Origin of the sequence: Salmonella sp. 32120201201600049SM, assembly GCF_017572835.1 — a bacterium.
In the GTDB taxonomy this organism is placed as follows: domain Bacteria; phylum Pseudomonadota; class Gammaproteobacteria; order Enterobacterales; family Enterobacteriaceae; genus Salmonella; species Salmonella enterica.
Window position 1 is genome coordinate 23,183 of sequence record NZ_JAGESA010000017.1, and the last position, 26,287, is coordinate 49,469.

At 52.8% G+C, this 26,287-nt stretch carries 25 protein-coding genes; 8 read left to right on the forward strand and 17 right to left on the reverse strand.

Translation table 11 applies throughout. From position 1 onward, the window contains the following. Positions 1 to 35: 35 nt before the first annotated feature. The 13 genes from J4650_RS21435 to asnC all read right to left on the reverse strand — a co-directional run bounded on the left by J4650_RS21435 (position 36) and on the right by asnC (position 11,522). A complete protein-coding gene (locus J4650_RS21435; protein ID WP_001251971.1) occupies positions 36 to 455 on the reverse strand; it encodes a F0F1 ATP synthase subunit epsilon in 420 nt (139 codons plus the stop codon). Between the two features lie 20 nt (positions 456 to 475). Next, positions 476 to 1,858 carry a F0F1 ATP synthase subunit beta gene (gene atpD / locus J4650_RS21440; protein ID WP_000190499.1) on the reverse strand — a complete coding sequence of 461 codons (1,383 nt, stop codon included), beginning with the start codon at positions 1,856 to 1,858 and terminating at the stop codon, positions 476 to 478. A 26-nt stretch (positions 1,859 to 1,884) separates the two neighbouring features. Continuing rightward, on the reverse strand, positions 1,885 to 2,748 hold the full coding sequence (atpG, locus tag J4650_RS21445; RefSeq protein ID WP_000896506.1) for a F0F1 ATP synthase subunit gamma: 864 nt from the start codon (positions 2,746 to 2,748) through the stop codon (positions 1,885 to 1,887). 50 nt (positions 2,749 to 2,798) lie between these two features. Further along, positions 2,799 to 4,340 (reverse strand): F0F1 ATP synthase subunit alpha, encoded by a 1,542-nt coding sequence (gene atpA / locus J4650_RS21450; RefSeq protein WP_001176751.1) that lies wholly within the window; start codon positions 4,338 to 4,340, stop codon positions 2,799 to 2,801. Between the two features lie 12 nt (positions 4,341 to 4,352). Then, positions 4,353 to 4,886, reverse strand: a complete 534-nt coding sequence (gene atpH / locus J4650_RS21455) for a F0F1 ATP synthase subunit delta (RefSeq protein ID WP_001288957.1) — start codon at positions 4,884 to 4,886, stop codon at positions 4,353 to 4,355. A gap of 14 nt (positions 4,887 to 4,900) precedes the next feature. Then, positions 4,901 to 5,371 carry a F0F1 ATP synthase subunit B gene (gene atpF / locus J4650_RS21460; protein ID WP_001052212.1) on the reverse strand — a complete coding sequence of 157 codons (471 nt, stop codon included), beginning with the start codon at positions 5,369 to 5,371 and terminating at the stop codon, positions 4,901 to 4,903. A gap of 59 nt (positions 5,372 to 5,430) precedes the next feature. Further along, positions 5,431 to 5,670 (reverse strand): F0F1 ATP synthase subunit C, encoded by a 240-nt coding sequence (atpE, locus tag J4650_RS21465; protein ID WP_000429386.1) that lies wholly within the window; start codon positions 5,668 to 5,670, stop codon positions 5,431 to 5,433. 46 nt (positions 5,671 to 5,716) lie between these two features. After that, positions 5,717 to 6,532, reverse strand: a complete 816-nt coding sequence (gene atpB / locus J4650_RS21470) for a F0F1 ATP synthase subunit A (protein WP_000135632.1) — start codon at positions 6,530 to 6,532, stop codon at positions 5,717 to 5,719. A gap of 8 nt (positions 6,533 to 6,540) precedes the next feature. Continuing rightward, positions 6,541 to 6,921, reverse strand: a complete 381-nt coding sequence (gene atpI, locus J4650_RS21475; RefSeq protein WP_000116685.1) for a F0F1 ATP synthase subunit I — start codon at positions 6,919 to 6,921, stop codon at positions 6,541 to 6,543. A gap of 615 nt (positions 6,922 to 7,536) precedes the next feature. Next, complete coding sequence (rsmG, locus tag J4650_RS21480) at positions 7,537 to 8,160, reverse strand: 16S rRNA (guanine(527)-N(7))-methyltransferase RsmG (RefSeq protein ID WP_001519938.1); 624 nt, start codon at positions 8,158 to 8,160, stop codon at positions 7,537 to 7,539. Between the two features lie 102 nt (positions 8,161 to 8,262). Continuing rightward, on the reverse strand, positions 8,263 to 10,152 hold the full coding sequence (mnmG, locus tag J4650_RS21485; RefSeq protein ID WP_000499872.1) for a tRNA uridine-5-carboxymethylaminomethyl(34) synthesis enzyme MnmG: 1,890 nt from the start codon (positions 10,150 to 10,152) through the stop codon (positions 8,263 to 8,265). 378 nt (positions 10,153 to 10,530) lie between these two features. Continuing rightward, on the reverse strand, positions 10,531 to 10,974 hold the full coding sequence (gene mioC / locus J4650_RS21490; protein WP_001531212.1) for an FMN-binding protein MioC: 444 nt from the start codon (positions 10,972 to 10,974) through the stop codon (positions 10,531 to 10,533). A gap of 89 nt (positions 10,975 to 11,063) precedes the next feature. Beyond that, positions 11,064 to 11,522 (reverse strand): transcriptional regulator AsnC, encoded by a 459-nt coding sequence (asnC, locus tag J4650_RS21495; protein ID WP_000433018.1) that lies wholly within the window; start codon positions 11,520 to 11,522, stop codon positions 11,064 to 11,066. 150 nt (positions 11,523 to 11,672) lie between these two features. Here asnC and asnA point away from each other — a divergent pair, with 150 nt between their 5' ends. Continuing rightward, positions 11,673 to 12,665: an aspartate--ammonia ligase gene (gene asnA, locus J4650_RS21500; protein ID WP_000845123.1), complete on the forward strand. Its 993-nt coding sequence runs from the start codon at positions 11,673 to 11,675 to the stop codon at positions 12,663 to 12,665. Positions 12,666 to 12,669: 4 nt separating this feature from the next. On the opposite strand, the gene viaA is transcribed toward asnA, so the two are convergent. Then, positions 12,670 to 14,121: an ATPase RavA stimulator ViaA gene (gene viaA, locus J4650_RS21505; protein WP_023193363.1), complete on the reverse strand. Its 1,452-nt coding sequence runs from the start codon at positions 14,119 to 14,121 to the stop codon at positions 12,670 to 12,672. Continuing rightward, a complete protein-coding gene (ravA, locus tag J4650_RS21510) occupies positions 14,115 to 15,611 on the reverse strand; it encodes an ATPase RavA (RefSeq protein WP_000940975.1) in 1,497 nt (498 codons plus the stop codon). The genes viaA and ravA overlap by 7 nt, the downstream gene beginning before the upstream one ends. Before the next feature lie 347 nt (positions 15,612 to 15,958). On the opposite strand from ravA, the gene kup reads away from it, so the two are divergent. The 7 genes from kup to rbsR all read left to right on the forward strand — a co-directional run bounded on the left by kup (position 15,959) and on the right by rbsR (position 23,927). Then, positions 15,959 to 17,827 carry a low affinity potassium transporter Kup gene (gene kup, locus J4650_RS21515; protein ID WP_000102338.1) on the forward strand — a complete coding sequence of 623 codons (1,869 nt, stop codon included), beginning with the start codon at positions 15,959 to 15,961 and terminating at the stop codon, positions 17,825 to 17,827. Between the two features lie 217 nt (positions 17,828 to 18,044). Beyond that, entirely contained in the window at positions 18,045 to 18,464 is a 420-nt protein-coding gene (gene rbsD, locus J4650_RS21520) for a D-ribose pyranase (RefSeq protein ID WP_000715945.1), read from the forward strand. Positions 18,465 to 18,471: 7 nt separating this feature from the next. Further along, a complete protein-coding gene (gene rbsA, locus J4650_RS21525; RefSeq protein WP_023993766.1) occupies positions 18,472 to 19,977 on the forward strand; it encodes a ribose ABC transporter ATP-binding protein RbsA in 1,506 nt (501 codons plus the stop codon). A gap of 5 nt (positions 19,978 to 19,982) precedes the next feature. Next, positions 19,983 to 20,948: a ribose ABC transporter permease gene (rbsC, locus tag J4650_RS21530; RefSeq protein WP_000211345.1), complete on the forward strand. Its 966-nt coding sequence runs from the start codon at positions 19,983 to 19,985 to the stop codon at positions 20,946 to 20,948. 24 nt (positions 20,949 to 20,972) lie between these two features. After that, positions 20,973 to 21,863: a ribose ABC transporter substrate-binding protein RbsB gene (gene rbsB, locus J4650_RS21535; RefSeq protein ID WP_001056260.1), complete on the forward strand. Its 891-nt coding sequence runs from the start codon at positions 20,973 to 20,975 to the stop codon at positions 21,861 to 21,863. Positions 21,864 to 21,995: 132 nt separating this feature from the next. After that, positions 21,996 to 22,925 carry a ribokinase gene (rbsK, locus tag J4650_RS21540; protein ID WP_023993765.1) on the forward strand — a complete coding sequence of 310 codons (930 nt, stop codon included), beginning with the start codon at positions 21,996 to 21,998 and terminating at the stop codon, positions 22,923 to 22,925. Between the two features lie 3 nt (positions 22,926 to 22,928). After that, positions 22,929 to 23,927, forward strand: coding sequence for a ribose operon transcriptional repressor RbsR (rbsR, locus tag J4650_RS21545; RefSeq protein ID WP_000224491.1), 999 nt, complete (start codon positions 22,929 to 22,931; stop codon positions 23,925 to 23,927). Here rbsR and mdtD read toward each other — a convergent pair. Then, positions 23,893 to 25,320, reverse strand: a complete 1,428-nt coding sequence (mdtD, locus tag J4650_RS21550; RefSeq protein WP_000202072.1) for a multidrug transporter subunit MdtD — start codon at positions 25,318 to 25,320, stop codon at positions 23,893 to 23,895. The two genes, rbsR and mdtD, sit on opposite strands and share 35 nt — an antisense overlap. An 11-nt stretch (positions 25,321 to 25,331) precedes the next feature. Then, positions 25,332 to 26,036: a FadR/GntR family transcriptional regulator gene (locus J4650_RS21555; RefSeq protein ID WP_001131144.1), complete on the reverse strand. Its 705-nt coding sequence runs from the start codon at positions 26,034 to 26,036 to the stop codon at positions 25,332 to 25,334. Positions 26,037 to 26,287: the final 251 nt, after the last annotated feature.

Sequence of the window (26,287 nt, forward strand, 5' to 3'; positions counted from 1 at the left end):
CGCAATCAGACTGGTTTTATGCTTTCAAGCCGGTGTTACATCGCTTTTTTGGTCAACTCGATAACGCGCAGTTTAGCGATCGCTTTGGCCAGTTCCGCAGACGCCTGAGCGTAATCCACGTCACCGTGCGAGCTCTTAATGTGCTCTTCGGCTTTACGCTTCGCTTCCAGGGCTCGCGCTTCGTCGAGATCCTGACCGCGAATCGCGGTATCCGCCAGAACGGTCACGCTGCCAGGCTGCACTTCCAGAATGCCGCCGGACAGATAGATAAACTCTTCATGACCGTGCTGCTTAACGATGCGAATCATACCAGGCTTAATGGCGGTGAGTAGCGGCGCGTGCCCCGGGTAAATCCCCAGTTCGCCTTCGCTACCCGTAACCTGGATTTTCTCGACCAGACCGGAGAACATTTGTTGCTCCGCGCTGACGACATCCAGGTGGTAAGTCATTGCCATATCACCCTCCGATTAAGGCGTTAAAGTTTTTTGGCTTTTTCCACGGCTTCGTCGATGGAACCGACCATGTAGAACGCCTGCTCCGGCAGGTGATCGTATTCGCCTTCCATGATGCCTTTAAAGCCACGGATGGTGTCTTTCAGGGAGACGTATTTGCCCGGAGAACCGGTAAATACTTCCGCCACGAAGAACGGCTGGGACAGGAAGCGCTGGATCTTACGCGCGCGAGCTACCACCAGTTTATCTTCTTCAGACAGTTCATCCATACCGAGGATGGCGATGATGTCTTTCAGTTCCTGATAACGCTGCAGGATGGACTGAACGCCACGCGCGGTGTCGTAGTGTTCCTGACCAACAACCAGCGGATCCAGCTGACGGCTGGTGGAATCCAGCGGGTCAACGGCCGGGTAGATACCCAGGGATGCGATCTGACGGCTCAGTACCACGGTTGCATCTAAGTGCGCAAAGGTGGTGGCTGGAGACGGGTCAGTTAAGTCATCCGCAGGTACGTATACCGCCTGTACGGAGGTGATAGAACCGGTCTTGGTGGAGGTGATACGTTCCTGCAGAACGCCCATCTCTTCCGCCAGAGTCGGCTGGTAACCTACTGCGGAAGGCATACGGCCCAGCAGTGCGGATACTTCCGTACCGGCCAGGGTGTAACGATAGATGTTATCGACGAACAGCAGGACGTCACGACCTTCGTCACGGAATTTCTCCGCCATGGTCAGACCGGTCAATGCAACGCGCAGACGGTTTCCCGGCGGCTCGTTCATCTGGCCATACACCAGGGATACTTTATCGATAACGTTGGAGTCGGTCATTTCGTGGTAGAAGTCGTTACCCTCACGAGTACGTTCACCTACGCCCGCAAACACAGAGTAACCGGAGTGCTCGATCGCGATGTTACGAATAAGCTCCATCATGTTTACGGTTTTACCTACACCCGCACCACCGAACAGACCGACTTTACCGCCCTTCGCGAACGGACACATCAGGTCGATAACTTTGATACCGGTTTCCAGCAGTTCCTGAGAGTTTGACAACTCTTCGTAGGAAGGTGCTGCGCGGTGAATCGCCCAACGCTCTTCTTCGCCGATCTCGCCTTTCATGTCGACCGGTTCGCCCAGGACGTTCATGATACGACCCAGCGTGGCTTTACCTACCGGGACTTCGATCGGGTGTTCGAGATCTTTTACATCCAGACCGCGACGCAGACCGTCAGAAGACCCCATCGCGATGGTACGCACGATACCGCCGCCAAGCTGCTGCTGAACTTCCAGCACCAGCTTCTCATTACCATTCTGCACCTCAAGGGCATCGTACACGCGTGGTACGGCATCCTGAGGGAACTCGACGTCGACCACGGCGCCGATTACCTGGACAATCTTTCCAGTAGCCATCTTAAATCCTCTACGAAATAACCTGGTTAAACCGCGGCGGCCCCCGAGACGATCTCGGTGAGTTCCTGAGTAATGCTGGCCTGACGAGCTTTGTTGTATACCAACTGCAGCTCTTTAATCAGGCTGCCGCCATTATCGGTTGCGGCTTTCATCGCCACCATTCGTGCGGCCTGCTCGCTGGCCAGGTTTTCTACCACGCCCTGATAAACCTGAGACTCCACATAACGACGCAGGAGAGTATCCAGCAGCGCTTTCGGGTCTGGTTCATACAGGTAATCCCAGGCTTTACGCTTCAGATCATCATCTTCTGACGCCGGCAGCGGCAGCAGTTGAGTGATCGTCGGCACCTGAGACATGGTGTTAATAAATTTGTTGCTGACAATGTAAAGCTTGTCCAGACGGCCTTCGTCGTAGGCCTGCAACATCACTTTAACCGGACCGATCAGTTCGGACAGAGAAGGGTTATCCCCCATACCTGTCACCTGAGCGACAACGTTGCCGCCTACGGAATTAAAGAATGACACGCCCTTAGAGCCGATCATTGCGAGTTCGCACTGAACGCCTTTATCGGACCATGCCTTCATATCCGCCAGCAGCTTTTTGAACAGGTTAATGTTCAAGCCACCGCACAAACCACGGTCGGTCGACACTACCAGGTAGCCCACGCGTTTAACGTCGCGCTCTTCCAGGTAGGGGTGCTTATATTCCAGATTACCGTTCGCAAGGTGACCAATCACTTTGCGCATGGTCTCTGCATAAGGACGGCTGGCCGCCATGCGATCCTGCGATTTACGCATTTTGGAAGCGGCGACCATCTCCATCGCTTTAGTGATCTTTTGCGTGTTCTGGACGCTTGCGATCTTACTACGTATCTCTTTTGCGCCGGCCATGAGCTTCTCCTCAATGCCTTACGGCCTGCCCTAAGGCAAGCCGCCAGACGTTACCAGGACTGGGTTGCTTTGAAGGAATCGAGGATGCCTTTCAGCTTGCCTTCGATTTCGTCGTTATAGCCACCGGACTGGTTGATCTCTTGCATCAGCGGAGCGTGATCACGGTCGACGTAAGCCAGCAGTGCGGCTTCGAAGCTACCGATTTTCGCCAGTTCAACATCCGCCAGATAACCACGTTCTGCTGCGAACAGAACCAGAGACTGCTGCGCGACGGACATCGGCGCATACTGTTTCTGTTTCAGCAGTTCGGTCACTTTCTGACCGTGGTCAAGCTGTTTACGGGTGGCATCGTCAAGGTCGGATGCAAACTGAGAGAACGCCGCCAGTTCACGATACTGCGCCAGCGCGGTACGAATACCACCGGACAGTTTTTTCATGATCTTGGTCTGGGCTGCGCCACCTACACGGGATACCGAGATACCCGGGTTAACCGCAGGACGGATACCGGCGTTAAACAGGTTAGATTCCAGGAAGATCTGACCATCGGTAATGGAAATTACGTTAGTCGGAACGAACGCGGAAACGTCACCTGCCTGCGTTTCGATAATCGGCAGCGCAGTCAGTGAACCGGTTTTCCCTTTCACTTCACCTTTAGTGAAGGCTTCGACGTAGTCGGCGTTAACACGCGCAGCACGCTCCAGCAGACGAGAGTGGAGGTAGAATACGTCGCCCGGGAATGCTTCACGTCCTGGCGGACGACGTAGCAGCAGGGAGATCTGACGGTAAGCAACAGCCTGTTTAGACAGGTCATCGTAAATGATCAGCGCATCTTCGCCGCGGTCGCGGAAGTATTCGCCCATTGCGCAACCGGCATACGGTGCCAGATATTGCAGAGCAGCGGATTCAGACGCGGTCGCCACCACAACAATGGTGTTAGCCAGCGCGCCGTGTTCTTCCAGTTTACGCACCACGTTAGAGATGGTGGACGCTTTCTGGCCGATAGCGACATAGATACATTTGATGCCGGAGTCACGCTGGTTGATGATGGCGTCGATAGCCAGCGCGGTTTTACCGGTCTGACGGTCACCGATGATCAGTTCACGCTGACCACGACCGATTGGGATCATGGAGTCAACGGCTTTATAGCCGGTCTGCACCGGCTGATCGACAGACTGACGATCGATAACGCCCGGCGCAATCGCTTCAACGGCAGAGAAGCCGTCATTATCAACCGGACCTTTACCGTCGATTGGCGCACCCAGGGTGTTCACCACACGTCCCAGCAGGCCGCGGCCAACCGGAACTTCCAGGATACGACCCGTACATTTAACCTTCATGCCTTCGGCAAGGTCAGCGTATGGCCCCATGACTACCGCACCCACGGAGTCGCGCTCCAGGTTCAGTGCGATAGCGTAACGGTTACCCGGCAGGGAGATCATTTCACCCTGCATACAATCGGCCAGGCCGTGAATGCGGATAACACCGTCACTGACAGAAACAATAGTACCTTCGTTGTGAGCTTCGCTCACCACATTGAACTGAGCAATGCGCTGCTTGATCAGTTCGCTGATTTCGGTGGAATTCAGTTGCATGCTCCAGTCCCCTTAAGACTGCAAGACGTCTGCAAGGCGCTCAAGACGGCCGCGTACGCTGCCATCAATGACCATATCACCCGCCCGGATGATAACGCCTGCCATTACAGACTTATCGATTTTGCAATTCAGCTTCACTTTGCGTGACAGACGTTTTTCCATCGCGGCGCTGATTTTCGAAAGCTGCTCTTCACTCAATGCGGTTGCCGACGTAACTTCTACCTCGGAGGTAGCTTCACTGGCGGCACGCAGATGAATAAACTGCTCCAGAACATCCGGGAGCGCGTTCAGACGATTATTTTCAGCCATCACCCGAATCAGGTTCTGACCGTTTTCGTCTAACTGCTCACCGCAGACTGCGATAAACGACTCAGCGAGCGTTTCCGGCGCCAGCGCGCCAGAGAGAAGCTCTGCCATTTGTTCGTTCTTGGTTACCTCGGCGGCAAACGCCAGCATATCCTGCCAGCGCTCTACACTTTGGTGTTCAACGGCAAAGTCAAAAGCTGCTTTGGCGTAGGGGCGAGCTACCGTAACAAATTCAGACATCAGCCCCTCCCTCCTTACAGTTCAGCGACAAGTTTATCCACGATGTCGCTGTTAGCAGCTTCATCCACGGAACGTTCGATGATCTTCTCGGCGCCAGCAACAGCCAGGATAGCAACTTGCTTACGCAGCTCTTCACGGGCGCGTTTACGCTCGGCTTCAATTTCCGCCTGCGCCTGCGCCACGATTTTAGTACGTTCCTGCTCTGCTTCAGTTTTGGCTTCGTCCAGGATCTGAGCGCGGCGTTTGTTTGCCTGCTCAATGATTACCTGAGCTTCCGCTTTCGCTTTTTTCAGCTGGTCGGTCGCGCTGGCCTTTGCAAGGTCAAGATCCTTATGTGCTCGTTCAGCAGAAGCGAGACCGTCAGCAATTTCTTTCTGACGTTTCTCGATGGCTGCCATTAACGGCGGCCATACGTACTTCATGCAAAACCAGACAAAGAGAATAAACGCGATGGCCTGGCCGAGGATTGTTGCGTTAAGATTCACAGCACAATGCCTCTATCTAGTTAACCTTCTGATATTGCTCTTAATTCAAGCAACGCTTACTACGCGACAGCGAACATCACGTACAGACCCAGACCTACAGCGATCATCGGGATAGCATCCACCAGACCCATAACGATAAAGAACTGAGTACGCAGCAGAGGAATCAGATCAGGTTGACGCGCCGCGCCTTCCAGGAATTTACCCCCGAGGATGCCGATACCGATCGCAGCACCGATTGCCGCCAGACCCATCATCACAGCGGCAGCCATGTACAGCAGATCCATATTCAGGTTTTCCATGACAGTCTCCAGTTTGTTTCAGTTAAAACGTAGTAGTGTTGGTAAATTAATGCTCTTCGGACGCCATCGACAGATAGACAATCGTCAGAACCATGAAAATGAAGGCTTGCAGCGTAATAATCAGGATGTGGAAAATGGCCCACGGCACATTCAGAATCCACTGTGACCACCACGGCAACAGACCAGCAATCAGAATGAAAATCAGCTCACCGGCATACATGTTGCCGAACAGTCGCAGACCGAGAGAAACCGGTTTGGACAGCAGACTTACCCCTTCAAGGATTAAGTTGACAGGAATGAACGCCCAGTGATTGAACGGCTGCAGCGTCAACTCTTTTGCGAAGCCGCCGATGCCTTTCATTTTGATGCTGTAGAACAGAATAAGGATGAATACGCCCAGCGCCATCGACAGGGTGATGTTGACGTCAGCAGACGGCACCACGCGCGTTGCCGGCAGACCCAGCCAATGCTCAGCGATATACGGCAGCAGGTCGATAGGCAGTAAGTCCATCAGGTTCATAAGGAATACCCAGACGAAAATCGTCAGGGCCAGCGGCGCAATCAGCTTGCTTTTGCCATGGTACATGTCTTTGACGCTGCCATGCACAAAGCCGACTATCAGCTCAATCGCGGTCTGAAACTTGCCTGGCACGCCGCTGGTCGCTTTTTTAGCAACGCTACGGAACATCACCAGAAACAACAGACCCAGCACCACCGAGAAGAACATGGAGTCAATATTGAGCGTCCAGAAGGTGGCTGGGGGGTTCTGCGGATCCACCAGCGAGAAAGTACGCAGGTCCAGCTGAAGGTTATTCAGATGGTGTCCTATGTATTCCTGCGGCGTCATATTTTCTGAAGCCATGATGCCTTTTACCCTTTGTTGTTAATTACAGCCGGCGCCAGTATCTGAACCACCAGCACCAAAACCCACGTAACGATCAGCGGCAAAAACACCGCCTTTAAAACCGCCAACGCCACCACCAGTAAAACCAGCATCGCTAACACCTTGAAGGCTTCACCGAAGGCGAAAGTCCAGGACACGCGGCCCTTAGCAGGTGTATGCGCCTGGTGACGCCAGGCAAATATCATAAACAACATATTAGGCAGTGCCACTGCCAATCCCCCACATACTGCGGAGATGCCCCAGAAGGGGTCTTTGAGGCAAAACAGCAATCCACTTGCTATTACCGCCAGAAACTGAATGAACAGAAGCTTACGAGCAACGTTTCGACTCACGAGCGACACAGACATCACGTTTTTACTCCTGCTCACTTCGAGGTATGCCGCGTGTCGTATAAAACGTTCTTTAAGACTTAGAGTCAAGCATCAAAAAGCGGTCAAATTATACGGTGCGCCCCCGTGATTTCAAACAATAAGTAGCCAAAAGGTGAATAAATGTTTAAATATTTTTCTCTGGCCCGCATTTTTAACTTTTAGCCAAAGTGTGAACGATCGTACAAAACTGCAAATAGCGCGAAAACACTGGCGATAAAGCGTGCACCAGATCACACATTAAACATATTCATGCTTACGCAATTCATTTACGTGTCAATTCATGCCTTTTCATCTTTTTGATATTTAAGCGTAAAACCAGGTACTGTTTTAAAAATACCAGCTTACACCTTAAAAACGCCCCATTGACATTTATAATAAAAATTTAACAAGCAAAAGTGATTTTTCGATTCGATTTTTAGCAGACTGATATTTACAAAGTTGATTACTCTCTGTTTTAACAAAAGAAGCGACGTTGTCATGTTGAAACGAAACCGTAAATCCAGAGTTAAATGTAACAACGCTGAAATGCGTTATACCTGTCGATTTTTAACACAAGCCGCGTCGTTTTTTTCCTATTTTTTTTGATAAAAATTAAACTTTGTTTGACTTAATAATCACCAGATGCCGCTCGCCTTCCAGTTGCGGAACGCGTAATTTTTCAACAGATTCGACGCTAAAATTGTCAGGTAGTGAGGCAATTTCATCCCCTGGCAATTGCCCTTTTAAGGCATAAAAACGCCCTTTCTCTCCCGGCAGATGGTGACACCAGCTCACCATATCATTCAACGATGCGAAAGCGCGGCTGATAACGCCATCAAACGGTGGTTCGGAGGGATAGGCTTCAACGCGGCTTTGAACCGGCGTGATGTTTTCCAGTTTCAGTTCGTGCTGGACCTGACGCAGAAAACGTACCCGCTTGCCCAGGCTGTCGAGTAAGGTGAAATGCGCGTCAGGGAGAACAATAGCCAGCGGGATGCCCGGCAGCCCCGGTCCTGTTCCTACGTCGATAAAACGCTGTCCCTGAAGATACGGCGCAACGACTATGCTGTCGAGAATATGGCGTACCAACATTTCGTTGGGATCCCGCACTGACGTCAGGTTGTATGCTTTGTTCCATTTGTGCAGCATATCAACGTAGGCGACCAGCAGCGTTTTCTGGTGATCGGTAAGAGAAATACCGGCATCAGCCAGCAGACGAGAGAGTTTGTTGAGCACGGTCATTACCTGTTAATAATCAAATGCCCGATGCGCTTTCGCTTATCGGGCCTACAAATTTGTAGGGCGGGCAAGCGAAGCGCCCCCGCCAAATTAGTGTTATCAAGCGCTACGACGCAGCATACCTTGTTTTTTCAGCCATACCAGCAGAATGGAGATTGCCGCTGGCGTAACGCCGGAGATACGCGATGCCTGGCCGATAGACGCCGGTTTATGATCGTTCAGCTTGGCGATAACTTCGTTCGACAGACCGGAAACCTGACGATAATCCAGCGTGGCAGGCAGCAACGTATTCTCGTTACGTAGTTGTTTTTCAATCTCATCCTGCTGGCGAGCGATATAGCCTTCGTATTTGACCTGGATTTCCACCTGCTCAGCGGCTTGCTCATCTTCAAGCGCAGGCGCGAATGCGGCAAGCGAAGTGAGCTGCGCGTAGGTCATTTCCGGACGACGCAACAGATCTTCGCCGCTGGCCTCACGGGAGAGAGGCGTGGTCAAATGCGCATTCACTTCATCGGCGGATTCCGCAGACGGCGTTACCCATGTCGATTTCAGCCGCTGACGTTCGCGTTCGATATTTTCCAGCTTCTCGTTGAAGCGCGCCCAGCGTTCATCATCCACCAGACCCAGCTCGCGGCCCATTTCAGTCAGACGCAGATCGGCATTGTCCTCACGTAGCATCAGACGATATTCGGCACGGGAGGTAAACATGCGATACGGCTCTTTGGTGCCCAGCGTACAGAGATCGTCCACCAGCACGCCGAGATAAGCCTGAGAACGCGCAGGCGCCCAGCCCTCTTTGTCGGCGGAAAGACGCGCGGCATTCAGACCAGCGAGCAAGCCCTGCGCCGCAGCCTCTTCATAGCCGGTAGTACCGTTGATTTGACCAGCAAAGAACAGGCCGTGAATAAATTTACTTTCCAGAGTCGGTTTCAGATCGCGCGGGTCGAAGAAATCATACTCAATCGCGTAACCAGGGCGAACGATCTTCGCGTTCTCCATACCCTGCATGGAACGGACAATCTGCATCTGCACGTCAAACGGCAGGCTGGTGGAGATACCGTTAGGGTAAATCTCGTTAGAGGTCAGTCCTTCCGGCTCAAGGAAGATCTGATGCTGGTTACGATCGGCAAAACGCATCACCTTGTCTTCGATCGAAGGACAGTAGCGTGGGCCGATCCCTTCGATCACGCCAGCGTACATTGGGCTACGATCGAGGTTATTACGAATCACGTCATGGGTTTTCTCATTGGTATGCGTGATGTAACACGGCACCTGTTGCGGATGCTGAGAAGCATTCCCCATAAACGAGAAAACCGGCATCGGGTTATCGCCATGCTGTTGAGCCAACACGCTGAAATCGATAGTACGCGCATCAATACGCGGCGGTGTGCCGGTTTTCAGGCGGCTGACGCGTAGCGGAAGCTCACGCAGACGGCGAGACAGCGGGATGGATGGCGGATCGCCAGCACGACCGCCGCTGTAGTTATCCAGACCAATATGAATTTTGCCATCCAGGAAGGTTCCGACGGTCAGTACCACCGCTTTCGCGCGGAATTTGAGCCCCATTTGGGTCACGGCGCCGACAACGCGATCGTTTTCGACAATCAGATCTTCAACAGCTTGCTGGAAGATCATCAGATTCGGCTGATTCTCCAGCGCGGTACGCACCGCCTGGCGGTATAAGACTCGATCCGCCTGAGCCCGGGTAGCGCGAACGGCCGGACCTTTGCTGGCGTTTAGTATCCTAAACTGAATACCTGCCTGATCGATCGCTTTCGCCATCAGACCGCCGAGCGCATCCACCTCTTTTACCAGATGTCCCTTTCCAATACCGCCGATCGCCGGGTTGCAGCTCATCTGTCCCAACGTGTCAATATTGTGTGTCAAAAGCAGAGTCTGTTGACCCATACGCGCTGCGGCCATCGCGGCCTCAGTGCCTGCATGACCCCCGCCAATAATAATGACGTCAAAAGGATCCTGATAAAACATGGTAATTGCCTCGCATAACGCGGTGTGAAAATGGATTGAAGCCCGGGCGGTGGATTCTACTCAACTTTAGCCGATGGAGAAAGCCCCGGGATCCGGGCTATTAAAAAGAAGATCTTTTTATTTAGAGATCTGTTCTATTGTGATCTCTTATTAGGATCGCGCCAGGCTGTGGATAACCCGGATCCTGTAATAAAGATCAATGCGTTGGAAAGGATCACTAGCTGTGAATGATCGGTGATCGTGGCCCGTATAAGCTGGGATCAAAACGGGTACTTATACACACCTCAAAAAGTGAATAACGGTTATTCTTTGGATAACTACCGGTTGTTCCAAGCTTTCCACCAGATTTATCCACAATGGATCGCACGATCTTTACACTTATTTGAGTAAATTAATCCAGGATCCGAGCCAAATCTCCGCTGGATCTTCCGGAATCTCATGTTCAAGGATGTTGATCTTCAGTGTTTCTCCAACCTGTTTTGCGCCAGCGCCTTTCAGTTCCGCTTCTATTTTCTCAATCGCGCCGCAAAACGTGTCGTATTCTCGACTACCAATGCCAATTGCGCCGAAACGTACCGCGGAAAGATCGGGTTTCTGCGTCTGAAGGTCTTCATAGAAAGGGGTCAGGTTGTCCGGAATGTCTCCGGCACCGTGCGTTGAGCTGATTATCAGCCAGATCCCGGAAGTTGACAGATCCTCGAATAACGGACCGTGCACCGTTTCGGTTGAAAAACCGGCAGCTTCCAGCTTTTCCGCCAGATGTTCCGCGACGTATTCGGCGCCGCCCAGGGTGCTGCCGCTGATAAGAGTAATGTCTGCCATTGATCGCTCGCTCAGGTAAAGAGGCTGCATTGTACTCTGTGAACGAGCTGGGATCTACCTGTGGAAAAATGTGGGATTAAAAAAGCCGATCATGGCTTGATGGTGCGCATGATCGGGTTCTGCAAGACGATCAGTGTCTCAGTGGACTGAATTTCATCAATTGTTTGGATCTTGTTGATAAGTACGTGCTGAAGCGCGTCGATTGATTTGCACATCACTTTTATAAAGATGCTGTAGTGACCGGTGGTGTAATACGCTTCCGTCACCTCATCCAGGCTTTCCAGCCGGGCCAGTGCGGAGGGATAGTCTTTGGCGCTTTTGAGGATGATGCCAATAAAGCAGCCCACATCGTAGCCCAGCTGTTTAGGGCTGACGTCAATCCGTGCGCCCGTAATGATCCCGGCCTGCTTCATTTTCTCGACGCGAACGTGAATGGTTCCAGGGCTAACGCCAAATTGTTTGGCCAGTTCGGCGTAGGCAGTGCGGGCATTTCCCATTAAGGCGTCAAGGATGCCGCGGTCCAGATTGTCGATCTGATAATTTTCCATCGCTTTTTCTTATGCAGATTAATGATTATCTCTATTTTAGCCATTATTTTTAACGAATCAAAACCGAAGTTAGCTTTTTATCTGTTGATTATTGAATAGTGCTCTCGTTTTGTTGCTTAATCATAGGCAACAGGACGCAGGAGTAAAAAAATGAAAACCGCTTACATTGCCAAACAACGTCAAATTAGCTTCGTGAAATCACATTTCTCTCGCCAGCTGGAGGAGCGTCTGGGTCTGATTGAGGTCCAGGCGCCGATCCTGAGTCGCGTAGGGGATGGTACGCAGGATAATTTGTCCGGCTGTGAAAAAGCGGTGCAGGTAAAAGTGAAAGCGTTGCCTGACGCCCAGTTCGAAGTGGTGCATTCACTGGCGAAGTGGAAACGTCAAACCCTGGGGCAACATGACTTCAGCGCGGGCGAAGGGCTGTACACGCACATGAAAGCCCTTCGCCCCGATGAAGACCGACTCTCTCCGCTCCACTCGGTCTATGTGGATCAGTGGGACTGGGAGCGTGTCATGGGCGATGGCGAGCGCCAATTTTCCACCCTAAAAAGCACAGTAGAGGCTATATGGGCAGGAATTAAGGCGACGGAAGCGGAAGTGCATAAACAGTTTGGTCTGGCGCCGTTCCTGCCAGAGCAAATTCAGTTTGTTCACAGCCAGGAGCTGTTGTCTCGCTATCCGGATCTGGATGCGAAAGGGCGCGAACGCGCGATCGCCAAAGAACTTGGCGCCGTTTTTCTGGTGGGGATCGGCGGTAAACTGAGCGATGGCCACCGCCATGATGTACGCGCGCCGGATTATGATGACTGGAGCTCCGCATCTGAGCTGGGCTACGCCGGTCTGAACGGCGATATCCTGGTGTGGAACCCGGTGCTGGAAGATGCGTTTGAGCTTTCCTCTATGGGTATCCGCGTAGATGCCGATACGCTGATGCGCCAGCTGGCGTTGACCGGTGATGAAGATCGCCTGCAACTGGAGTGGCATCAGGCGCTGCTGCGCGGCGAAATGCCGCAGACCATCGGCGGCGGGATTGGGCAGTCGCGTCTGACGATGTTGCTGCTGCAATTGCCGCATATTGGTCAGGTGCAGTGCGGCGTATGGCCCGCGCAGGTTCGCGAAAGCATTCCTGCTATTTTATAAGCCGTTAGCGCCGCCAGCGTCTCAGCAGGCGGCTTCGCATCCCGGTGTCAAAGCGCCAGATATGATCGAAAATGCGCATGATGCCGGGTTTGCCGTGCGCCGACATCGCCACCGCATGGAATCGATGCTGGTGAAGACGCTGCAACTCTCCCACTTTGCTCACCACGTCATCCGGCAAGCGCTGGGCGATAAAATCCGAAATGACCACCGCATCGGCATCAAACCATTCCCGTCCCTGCATTCTTTCAATAATGGCGCGAAAACAGCTGGCGATATCCGTGCCGCCGCGAAAACGTTGACTTAAAAAGCGGATGGCCTGCTCGATACCTTCCGGGCCGGAGAGTTCATAACGCACAACGTCAGTGGAAAACAGCATAATAAAGCAGCGGCGGTTATCCGCCAGCGCAACGCGCATCAACGCCAGGCAGAACGCTTTTGCGCACTGCTCGTTAAATCCTCCCATCGAGCCTGAAGTATCGACGCAGACAATAAACGGTCCGCGCGGCTGCTCGTCGACATCCTGGTGTACTACCGGCCGTTCGGTCACTTTCTCACGCCACGCTTCGCCATGCAGGCGATAGGTGAGGAGCTGTTTTTCCACTAACCGGCGGTAAAATTCATATTCCAGCTCGGTGATGCCGAGCGTCGCCAGCTCTGGAGGCAACAGGCGCAGAATATCATCGCCTTGCTGAATACCGTCAACCTGCTCCGGCACCGTTGCGGGTTCGCGTACCAGTGTACGAAAGGTTTCCATCGGCGCGTCTTTTTTCGGTACCGATTTGGCTTCCCGCGAACGTCCCAGTTGTTCCGCCAGTTGCATTAGCTCCGGCTGGGCGGCGAGAAATTCGCCGTATTTTACGATCAGTTGATAATCACCACGTTTAAGCTGGCCCGTGCTCATATCCCACAGGCGGCCTGCGGCATTATCATTTTCCGCCAGCGTCGGTTCCAGTTGCCCGCTCAGCGTCATCCGTTCCTGAACGTCACTCAGCAACTGCTCGCGCTCTTCTTCCAGTAGTTGCTGGTTTAACGTGGTGGCCTGCACGACCAGACTTAACCGCCAGCGTTGCAAAAAAAGCGTGTGTAGCGCAGGGGTAAAGGTACTGTTGCTCTCCGTCAACTGCTTCGCCTGCGCGGCATACGGTGAATGCAGGCGATGAAGCAACGCCAGTATTTGCGGCAGTTGCACGATGAACTGTGGTGTAGAGAGAAGTTGGCTTTGCTGATAACACATGACCTCTTCCGTGAGTTCCGGCGGAACGCGTGCGTCTTTAAGACGGCTGCGTAGCGCTTCCCGCCAGCGCGGGAGATCGGCGGTCACGGCGTTTTTTAAACGCGGAAACTTTTCAAAGAAAATGACCAGCTGTGGGGAAGCCAGTAGCGCGAGGATCATCTCTTCGACCATTCCCTCTTCGCTGACGGCCAGCATGGTATTTAGCGTATCCAGCGTCAGCATTGTTGCGCCTGGCGGATCTGTTCTCCTACATCCTGCAGGCTGGCCTCAATGCGCCCTAACCAGTCGCTGTGAATAAACAGGCAATGTTGCTGCTCGCTGAAGCGGGTATGCTGTTGGCGCCAGTCGTTTTCTAACGTTTCCAGCTGCTGTTTGATCTCCGCAGGCATACTGTCTTCAGCCGCTCCCGGTAACGCCAGACGGGTACCTTGTAGACTGATGTCGCGCACCACCAGATGTTGAGCGTTATCGACTTCCATATTCAGCGTTTGGGCAAAGCCGATCCCGTTCAGTTTGCCGCGGATCTCGCCGCCTTTGGTCAGCCAAAGTTCCAGCGCGCTGCGGTCAAAGGTAATATGGATCACTTCCATATCATGCAGTTTTAGCGGTTTTTGTAGCAATAACGTCAACGTTGATGCACTGGCTTCCGGCGGTAAAGTGTAATGCGGGCGGCGGCTGAACATACCGCCTTCTTTAATGACGGTGAAGGCGGTTTTATCGCTTTGCTGTTGCTGCAACTGGAGGCGGCGCTGGACGATACCGCCGAGGCGAGTCAGCATGGCCTGCTGCTGCCAGGCGTGTCCGGTCATCAATATTTCTAGTTGCTGTTGCATGAGATTCAGACTCTGCGCGTCATACCACAAGCAATCTTTTAGCAGGATAAGGTCAATCGGCGCAACCGCGTCGCGTCCGCTAAAGAAGGCGCTGGCCTGTAACAGGCGGATGGCTTTCTTCCAGCGACGGTCGGAGACATAAGGCGCATTCGGCAAATTATCCAGCTGTTGGCGCAGAGTAAATATCAGCTCAAAGACCGGATCAGGCAGTGAAATTGCGCCGATATCTTTTTGCCACTGTTGATATTCTTCGTCGCTAACCTGTAACGAGGCGGGGACCGGGTTATCACTCTCATCCTGCTGACTAATCAGCATGGAGCGGAAATTGGCTTTATCCTGAACTTTATCCAGCCACAGACGAATCAACATTCGGTCGTACAAGGCTTCCAGGCTGCTGTCCGCTTCGGGCAATTCGTTAGAGGCCGCCACCAGCAGCCGCATCGGAATTTTTTCCTCAAATGCGCCGTTGCGGAAATGGCGTTCGTTAATTGCGGTCAGCAATGTGTTCAGGATAGCGGGCCCGGCTTTCCAGATTTCATCCAGAAAAACGATTTCGGCTTCGGGAAGATAGCCGGTCGTTAAGCGTTCATAGCGACCTTCATCTTTCAGCGCCTGAATAGAGAGCGGGCCAAACACCTCTTCCGGCGTGGAAAAGCGTGTCATCAGATATTCAAAAGCGCGGGCGCGCTGGAAAGCAAACTTCAGGCGGCGGGCAATCAGACTCTTGGCGATACCGGGCGGGCCCAACAAAAAGACGCTCTCACCGCTTAACGCCGCCAGTAGGCAAAGGCGTATGGCGTGACTACGTTCATACAGCCCCTTCTCAAGGGCGCTGCTCAGACGGGAAATTCTTTCCGCTAATAAATGTGGGTGAGCCATAATAAAGAGGCGTCCTTTCGACAAATGGATCATGCTAATTGCGAGTATAGACGTTTCACCACCGGGGCTGTAATCGTCTGACGCGCTGTTTATTTTTCTTTGAGCCAGGTTAATCTGGCTTCATTTAGGGGTACGATTTTATGATTAATCGTGCATACTGTGCGCTTTTTTGTGGGCCAAGGGACTAAGCACACATTTCATATCTATACACTCATTCATTCAAACTACATCAAGGCGGCAAAGGAGTGAATCCCCTGGCACTGACTTAAACGTGTGACTGGGGTAAGCGAATGCAGCCGACAAGGAGGTAGGGTGAAGGGTGACGTGTATAAACGAAAGATGAGTCTATGAGCACTGATAATAAGCAATCGTTGCCTGCGATTACCCTCGCAGCTATTGGGGTTGTCTACGGTGATATTGGTACCAGCCCGCTTTATACGCTTCGTGAATGTTTGTCCGGTCAGTTTGGTTTTGGCGTTGAACGAGATGCCGTGTTTGGTTTTCTGTCGCTGATCTTCTGGCTACTCATCTTTGTGGTTTCCATCAAATATCTCACCTTCGTGATGCGCGCCGATAACGCGGGTGAAGGTGGAATTTTGACGCTGATGTCGCTTGCCGGGCGTAATACCTCGGCGCGCACCACATCCATGTTAGTTATCATGGGACTGATAGGCGGCAGCTTTTTCTATGGCGAAGTGGTCATTACGCCGGCGATTTCGGTGATGTCGGCGATTGAAGGCCTGGAGATTGTCGCGCCGCAGCTGGACACCTGGATTGTCCCGCTCTCCATTATTGTGCTGACTCTGTTGTTTATGATTCAGAAGCACGGTACGGGAATGGTAGGGAAACTCTTTGCGCCGATCATGCTGACCTGGTTTTTAATCCTGGCGGTACTTGGCCTGCGCAGTATTATCGCCAATCCCGAAGTGTTACATGCGCTGAATCCTGTCTGGGCGGTACGTTTTTTCCTTGAATATAAAACCGTATCGTTTATTGCGTTGGGCGCGGTGGTGCTGTCGATTACCGGCGTAGAGGCGTTGTACGCCGATATGGGACACTTCGGTAAGTTCCCGATTCGCCTGGCGTGGTTTACCGTGGTATTGCCGTCGTTAGTACTGAACTACTTTGGTCAGGGCGCATTGCTACTAAAGCATCCGGAAGCGATTAAAAACCCCTTCTTCCTGTTGGCGCCGGACTGGGCGTTAATTCCGCTGCTGATTCTGGCCGCGCTGGCGACGGTGATCGCCTCCCAGGCGGTCATTTCCGGCGTCTTTTCGCTGACGCGTCAGGCTGTGCGTCTTGGCTATTTGTCGCCAATGCGCATTATCCATACCTCCGAGATGGAGTCCGGTCAGATCTATATCCCTTTCGTTAACTGGCTGCTTTATTTCGCGGTCGTGGTTGTTATTGTTAGCTTTGAGCACTCCAGCAACCTGGCGGCGGCCTATGGCATCGCCGTGACCGGCACGATGGTGCTGACGTCTATTCTTTCTACGACCGTGGCGCGTAAGAACTGGCACTGGAACAAATATTTTGTCGCGCTGATCCTCATCGCGTTCCTGTGCGTGGATATCCCGCTGTTCTCGGCTAACCTCGATAAATTGTTGTCCGGTGGTTGGCTGCCGCTGAGCCTGGGCCTGATCATGTTCACGATCATGACCACCTGGAAGAGCGAGCGTTTCCGTCTGTTGCGTCGTATGCATGAACACGGTAATTCGCTGGAAGCGATGATTGCTTCACTGGAGAAGTCACCGCCGGTTCGGGTGCCGGGTACTGCCGTATACATGTCGCGCGCGCTCAGTGTGATCCCTTTTGCTTTATTGCATAACCTGAAGCACAACAAAGTGTTGCATGAGCGCGTAATCTTACTGACGTTGCGTACGGAAGATGCGCCTTATGTGCATAACGTTCGCCGGGTGCAGATTGAGCAGTTGTCTCCGACATTCTGGCGCGTGGTGGCTAGCTACGGCTGGCGCGAAACGCCAAACGTTGAAGAGGTGTTCCACCGCTGCGGTCTGGAAGGGCTTAGCTGTCGGATGATGGAAACGTCGTTCTTTATGTCGCACGAGTCGTTGATTGTCGGCAAACGCCCGTGGTATTTGCGTCTGCGCGGCAAGCTGTATTTGTTGTTGCAACGCAACGCCCTGCGCGCGCCGGATCAGTTCGAGATCCCGCCTAACCGCGTGATTGAGTTAGGAACGCAGGTCGAGATTTAACCTCCCATCAACATGCCGGGGGCCGCGTTGGCTTACCCGGCCTGGCCAATCCGTAGATTCCCACAAGATAATCGCCTGATGGCGATTATCTTCACCTGATTTCCGCTAGCGAAACGTTTCGACGGCGATCACAATTCTGTTACGTCATGATGGTTTTATGAACACATCCAGGGTTACACTGCGGCCAGCGAAACGTTTCGCTAGTGGAGCAGAAAAAATGAAGAAAGGCACCGTACTCAACTCTGAAATCTCGTCGGTCATTTCCCGTCTGGGGCATACTGATACTCTGGTGGTCTGTGATGCGGGTTTACCCATCCCGAATAGCACCGCGCGTATCGATATGGCACTAACCCAGGGCGTACCTTCTTTTATGCAGGTGGTGGATGTCGTGACCCGGGAAATGCAGGTTGAGTCGGCGATTCTTGCAACGGAAATCAAACAACAGAATCCGCAGCTCCACGAAACGTTGCTCACTCACCTTGAGCAACTGCAGCAACACCAGGGAAACACCATAAAAATTAGTTATACGACACACGAACAATTCAAAAAATTGACTGCAGACAGTCAGGCGGTGATTCGCAGCGGGGAGTGTTCCCCGTATGCGAACGTCATTCTTTGCGCTGGCGTCACGTTCTGAGGCCGCTATGGACGCATTACTGCAACTCAAAGGGATCGATAAAGCGTTCCCCGGCGTGAAGGCTCTCTCCGGCGCCGCGTTAAACGTTTATCCTGGCCGCGTTATGGCGCTGGTGGGGGAAAACGGCGCCGGAAAATCCACCATGATGAAAGTATTAACCGGCATCTATACGCGAGATGCGGGATCGTTGTTATGGCTGGGTAAAGAGACCACCTTTAATGGGCCTAAATCGTCTCAGGAAGCCGGGATCGGCATTATTCATCAGGAACTGAACCTGATCCCGCAGTTGACCATTGCGGAAAACATCTTCCTGGGCCGTGAGTTTGTGAATCGCTTTGGCAAAATCGACTGGAAAAAGATGTATGCCGAAGCCGACCACCATTTAGCCAAACTCAATCTGCGTTTTAAGAGCGATAAGCTGGTGGGCGAACTCTCTATCGGCGATCAGCAAATGGTGGAAATCGCCAAAGTGCTGAGCTTCGAATCCAAAGTCATCATTATGGATGAACCGACCGATGCGCTGACCGACACTGAAACCGACTCTCTGTTCCGCGTTATCCGCGAATTAAAATCGCAGGGGCGCGGCATTGTCTATATCTCCCACCGTATGAAAGAGATCTTCGAAATTTGCGATGACGTGACGGTCTTCCGCGATGGGCAATTTATCGCCGAGCGTGAAGTGGCCACGTTGACCGAAGATTCTCTTATCGAAATGATGGTGGGACGTAAGCTGGAAGATCAGTACCCGCATCTGGATAACGCGCCGGGTGAGATTCGCCTGAAGGTCGATAATCTGTGCGGACCGGGCGTGAATGATGTCTCTTTTGTGCTGCGAAAAGGCGAGATTCTTGGCATCTCCGGCCTGATGGGCGCCGGTCGCACCGAGCTGATGAAAGTATTGTACGGCGCGATGCCGCGAACCAGCGGTTACGTGACGCTCGATGGACACGAAGTGGTGACGCGTTCTCCGCAGGACGGGCTGGCCAATGGCATCGTTTATATCTCTGAAGACCGTAAGCGCGATGGACTGGTGCTCGGCATGTCAGTTAAAGAGAATATGTCGCTGACTGCGCTGGATTATTTCAGCCGCGCTGGCGGAAGCCTGAAACACAAAGATGAGCAGCAGGCGGTGGGGGATTTTATCCGTCTGTTCAACGTCAAGACGCCGTCAATGGAACAGGCGATAGGCCTGCTTTCTGGCGGTAATCAGCAAAAAGTGGCGATTGCTCGCGGGTTGATGACGCGCCCGAAAGTGCTCATTCTCGACGAGCCGACCCGCGGCGTGGACGTCGGCGCCAAGAAAGAGATTTATCAGCTTATCAACCAGTTTAAGGCCGACGGCCTGAGCATCATTCTGGTCTCATCTGAGATGCCAGAAGTATTAGGCATGAGCGATCGCATCATCGTCATGCATGAAGGGCATCTCAGCGGTGAATTTACTCGCGAGCAGGCCACCCAGGAAGTGTTAATGGCTGCCGCAGTGGGCAAGCTTAATCGCGTGAATCAGGAGTAAAAAAGATGACAACCCAGGCTGTTTCTGGTCGCCGTTATTTCACTAAAGCGTGGCTTCTTGAGCAGAAGTCGCTCATTGCCCTGCTGGTGCTGATCGCGATTGTGTCGACGTTAAGCCCCAACTTTTTTACCGTTAATAATCTGTTCAATATTCTTCAACAGACCTCCGTTAACGCCATTATGGCGGTGGGGATGACGTTGGTGATTCTGACATCGGGGATCGATCTGTCCGTCGGTTCCCTGCTGGCGCTCACCGGTGCGGTTGCCGCTTCAATCGTCGGCGTTGAAGTGAATGCGCTGGTCGCGGTTGCCGCCGCGCTGGCGCTGGGCGCTGCGATTGGCGCCGTCACTGGCGTTATCGTCGCGAAGGGCCGCGTACAGGCGTTTATCGCTACGCTGGTGATGATGCTGCTACTGCGTGGCGTGACGATGGTTTACACCGACGGTAGCCCGGTCAACACCGGCTTTACCGATAACGCCGATCTGTTTGGCTGGTTCGGTATCGGTCGTCCGCTGGGCGTTCCTACGCCGGTCTGGATCATGGCTATCGTCTTTATCGCCGCCTGGTATATGCTGCATCACACTCGTCTGGGACGCTATATCTACGCGCTGGGCGGTAACGAAGCGGCGACGCGTCTGTCTGGCATTAGCGTGAGCAAAGTGAAAATTATCGTCTATTCACTTTGCGGCCTGACAGCATCGCTGGCGGGCATCATTGAAGTGGCGCGCCTCTCTTCCGCGCAGCCGACGGCGGGTACCGGCTATGAGCTGGATGCTATTGCCGCCGTGGTGCTGGGCGGCACCAGCCTTGCAGGCGGTAAAGGACGCATTGTTGGGACATTGATCGGCGCATTGATTCTCGGCTTCCTTAATAATGGTTTGAATTTGTTAGGTGTTTCCTCCTATTACCAGATGATCGTCAAAGCGGTGGTGATTTTGCTGGCGGTACTGGTAGACAACAAAAAGCAGTAACAACGACTACAGGACATCTGAAATATGAACATGAAAAAACTGGCTACCCTGGTATCTGCTGTTGCGCTGAGCGCCACCGTGAGCGCGAATGCAATGGCGAAGGACACCATTGCGCTGGTGATCTCTACCCTCAATAATCCCTTCTTCGTGTCGTTAAAAGACGGGGCGCAAAAAGAGGCGGATAAACTGGGTTATAACCTGGTGGTGCTGGACTCCCAGAACAACCCTGCCAAAGAGCTGGCGAACGTGCAGGATTTAACCGTTCGCGGGACCAAAATTCTGCTGATCAACCCGACTGACTCCGATGCGGTGGGTAACGCGGTGAAGATGGCTAACCAGGCGAAGATTCCGGTTATCACGCTTGACCGCCAGGCAACCAAAGGTGATGTCGTCAGCCATATCGCGTCTGATAACGTGCTGGGCGGTAAGATCGCTGGCGACTATATCGCGAAAAAAGCTGGCGAAGGCGCCAAAGTGATTGAGTTGCAAGGCATTGCCGGAACATCTGCGGCGCGTGAGCGTGGCGAAGGTTTCCAGCAGGCGGTAGCCGCTCACAAATTTAATGTCCTGGCCAGCCAGCCTGCCGATTTCGACCGTACTAAGGGTCTGAACGTCATGCAGAACCTGCTGACCGCGCATCCGGATGTTCAGGCTGTCTTCGCCCAGAACGATGAAATGGCGCTGGGCGCACTGCGCGCGCTGCAAACTGCCGGTAAAGCAGATGTGATGGTGGTTGGATTTGACGGTACGCCGGATGGCGAAAAGGCCGTAAAAGATGGCAAACTGGCAGCGACTATCGCTCAGTTACCGGATCAAATCGGCGCCAAAGGCGTTGAAGTGGCGGATAAGGTGCTGAAAGGCGAAAAAGTTCAGGCCAAATATCCGGTTGACCTGAAACTGGTCATCAAGCAGTAATAAACGACACGGGTCAACTATGGCCTGATGGCGACAGAAATACGCGAGCCTCCGCTGAGGTGAACGTAAAAAAAGAAAAGCAGGGCACGCGCCACCCTAACCGGTGGCGCACTTTGACGTGGAACCCCGAATATGAAAACCGCAGGTAATCTCATCGTCCTTGGCAGCATTAATGCCGATCATATCCTTAATCTTGAGTCCTTCCCTACCCCGGGTGAAACGGTAACCGGTAGCCATTATCAGGTCGCGTTTGGCGGGAAAGGCGCGAATCAGGCGGTTGCTGCGGGACGTAGCGGGGCAAATATTGCGTTTATCGCCTGCACGGGCGATGACGATATTGGCGACAGTATTCGTAAACAATTAGTCAGCGATCGTATTGATATCGCGCCAGTTAGCGTTATTAAAGGCGAGTCTACCGGGGTGGCGCTGATTTTCGTTAATGGCGAAGGCGAGAACGTCATCGGTATTCATGCCGGAGCGAATGCCGCGTTATCGCCGGCGTTGGTTGATGCGCAGCGTGAACGTATCGCGCAGGCGGATGTGTTACTGATGCAACTGGAATCGCCGCTGGAAAGCGTACTGGCGGCGGCGAAAATCGCCCATCAACATCATACTACTGTTGCGCTTAACCCGGCGCCTGCCCGTGAGTTACCGGATGAACTGCTGGCGCTGGTGGACATCATCACGCCAAATGAAACGGAAGCTGAAAAGCTGACGGGCGTGCGTGTGGAAAATGACGACGATGCCGCGAAAGCTGCGCAGGTTTTGCATGATAAAGGCATTCGAACCGTATTAATTACCTTAGGAAGCCGTGGCGTCTGGGCCAGCGTAGACGGCGAGGGCCGCCGCGTTCCTGGATTTAGCGTTGAGGCTGTCGATACCATTGCTGCCGGAGATACGTTTAACGGCGCCTTTATCACCGCGATACTGGAGGAGACGCCGTTGCCGGAAGCGATTCGCTTTGCCCATGCCGCCGCCGCGATTGCCGTAACGCGTAAAGGCGCGCAACCTTCCGTTCCGTGGCGCGAAGAGATAGAAGCGTTTTTACATCAGCAGGGGTAACGCTTGGCTACTATGAAAGATGTTGCCCGCCTGGCGGGAGTCTCTACATCGACGGTCTCTCACGTTATTAACAAAGATCGCTTTGTGAGTGAGACGATAACCGAAAAAGTTGAAGCGGCGATTAAATCACTTAACTATGCGCCTTCTGCGCTGGCGCGAAGCCTCAAGTTAAACCAGACCCGCACGATTGGTATGCTGATTACCGCCAGTACCAACCCTTTTTATTCCGAACTGGTGCGCGGCGTTGAGCGAAGCTGTTTTGAGCGCGGTTATAGTCTGGTGCTGTGCAATACCGAAGGCGACGAGCAACGGATGAACCGCAACCTGGAGACGCTGATGCAAAAACGGGTAGACGGTTTACTGCTGCTGTGTACCGAAACGCATCAGCCTTCTCGTGAAATCATGGAGCGTTATCCGTCTATTCCTACCGTCATGATGGACTGGTCGCCGTTTGATGGTGAGGGCGATAGCGATCTCATTCAGGATAATTCGTTGTTAGGCGGCGATCTTGCCACCCAATACCTTATCGATAAAGGATTTACCCGAATAGCCTGTATTACCGGCCCGCTGGACAAAACGCCAGCGCGTTTGCGGCTGGAAGGGTATCGGGCGGCGATGAAACGCGCAGGGTTGGCTATTCCGCAAGGCTATGAGATCACCGGCGATTTTGAATTTGGCGGCGGCTTTGACGCCATGCAGGCGTTACTCGCCCATCAACAGCGACCGCAAGCGGTTTTTACCGGAAACGATGCGATGGCTGTCGGCGCCTATCAGGCGCTATATCAGGCGGGGCTTCGTATCCCGCAAGATATGGCAGTCATTGGCTATGATGATATTGAGCTGGCGCGCTATATGACGCCGCCGCTGACGACTATCCATCAGCCGAAAGATGAATTGGGTGAGCTGGCTATTGATGTGTTGATTCATCGGATGGCGCAGCCCGCCTTGCAACAACAGCGACTTCAGCTTACTCCGGTTTTGACGGTGCGTGGGTCGGTTTAGATTTATGCCGTTCTTTAATCAGATTGTTGCCGTCTTTGACTCTTAGCAGCATAAACATCAGCGCGGACACGATAGTGATCGCCCCCATCGTGATAAAGGTATAGTGGAACTGTTCCACGGTACTGGTGCCCGCAAAACCTTCATAAATACGTAACACCGCCGCGCTGATCGCCACGCCTAAACTGATAGACAATTGCTGCGTAACCGCCAGAACGCTGTTGCCGCTGCTGGCGTTATCGTCTGTCAGATCCGCAAGAGTAATCGTATTCATTGCCGTAAATTGAGTGGACATCGCCATTCCAAGAATGAATAGCGGCAGCACGAGCATCCAGATCGGCATGGCGGGAGATTGAAACGAAAACTGGGCAATCATCAGACCGATAAATACCGTAATGCCGACCAGAGTCTTCCGGTATCCCAAACGTCGTAAAACCTGCGTTACGGTCGATTTCGCGATAATAGAACCCAAAGCCGTCGGTGCCATCATGCAGCCGGCGATCAGAGCCGGGTAGCCAAAACCAACCTGTAGCATTAACGGCATCAAAAAAGGTACGCAGCCTGTCCCCAGACGCGTGGCGAGGTTGCCGGCAATACCGACGGAAAATGTGCGTGTCTTAAACAGCGATAGTGATATTAACGGTGTCGGATGACGGCGGGCGTGGCGGATATAGGCCAATAGTAGAACGATACTGCAAAAAATAATGGCGGATGCGATCCATGTCGCCACAATCTTTTCGCCAAACAGTTCCATTCCGCTGGAAAATAAAACCAGACTTAACCCAAAAAGAAAGAAGCCGGTCATGTCAAACTTGCGACGCGGCGTGGTGAAGTTGGGCATATATTTGCGGGCATACAGAATGCCTGCAACACCAATGGGAATATTAATCAGGAAGATCCAGTGCCAGCTTGCCCAGGTCACCAGTACGCCGCCTAATACCGGCCCCAGAATCGGACCTACCAGCCCCGGCATAGTGACAAAGTTAAGAACGGGCAGCAGCTCACTACGCGGATAGGCTCGCAATAACGCCAGCCGCGCCACTGGCATCATCATCGCTCCGCCGACGCCTTGTACGACGCGAAAAATAACCAATTCAGATAGTGAACTGGAGAGCGCGCAGGCCAGCGAGCCTAACGTAAACAGGCTTACGGCGACCATAAAGACGCGACGCGTACCGAAGCGGTCAGCCAACCAGCCGCTTACCGGAATTAACATGGCTACTGTCAGGGTATAACTGATAATAGCGGACTGCATGGCGAGTGGGGAACGGTTAAGGCTATGCGCAATAGCCGGTAAAGCGGTATTCAAAATGGTGGCGTCTAGCGCCTGCATAAAGAAGGCCATTGCCGCGATCCACGGCAGGCCAGCCATACTGCGCGCTTTTTTGCTGGTCATTCAATATCCTGTTAATTATCTGGTCTCTCATTGGGCGCTATTAACAACGCCTGGCAGGCCTGGAAAGCGCGTTCGCCGTCGCCATCAGCGATGGCATCAACAATGGCCTGGTGCAAATCCAGCTTTACCACCTCGTTATAGGTGATTGAGGTAAAGTAAGTGTGATAAACCGAATGAAATAGCGTAGCAAAAGAGATTAGAAAGGGATTGGCGCTCATTTCGTAGATATGCTCGTGCCACGCCATATCCACTTCAATCCAGCGTTCACGCTTAAAATGCTTTTTCAGCGCGACCATCTCTTCCATTAAGGCATTAAGCCGCGCTTTCTGCTCCGGTGTGCCAAGAGTCGCCGCCAGCAGGCAGGCTTGCGGCTCCAGGCTAATACGCATCACCAGAAAATGATCTACCACCTGATGAAAATTTTCTTCCGTCATCCACCAGGTCAGCAGTTCTTGATCCAGAAAGTTCCAGTTTCCCTGCGGCATCACCCGCGTACCAATGCGCGGACGGGGTAGCACCATACCTTTAGCCGTCAACGTTTTCACCGCTTCGCGAACTGCCGTTCGACTTACGCCGTACTGCTCGCCCAGTTCTATTTCGCCGGGAAGAATCGTACCGGGGGCGTAGTCACCCTTTAATATCCGCTGCGCCAGCTTTTCAGCCAGAACATAGGATAGATTTTTCTGTGCGGCTAATTGTTGTGCGCTTAAAGGCATGAATTTTCTTCCTTTCTCTTTCGTTTGGTTATTAGTATGCCACCTGGAAGTGTGATTGCAGTTGCATTAACGGCAATTTGCTTATTTTATGGCACGTTAAGCACGCCATTGATGAAAAAAGAGACACTCAGAAAATTATTTTAAATTTCCTCTTGTCAGGCAGAAATAACTCCCTATAATGCGCCACCACTGACACGGAACAACGGCACACAGGCCGCCGGGTCAGCGGGGTTCAGACCAGAACCTCACGG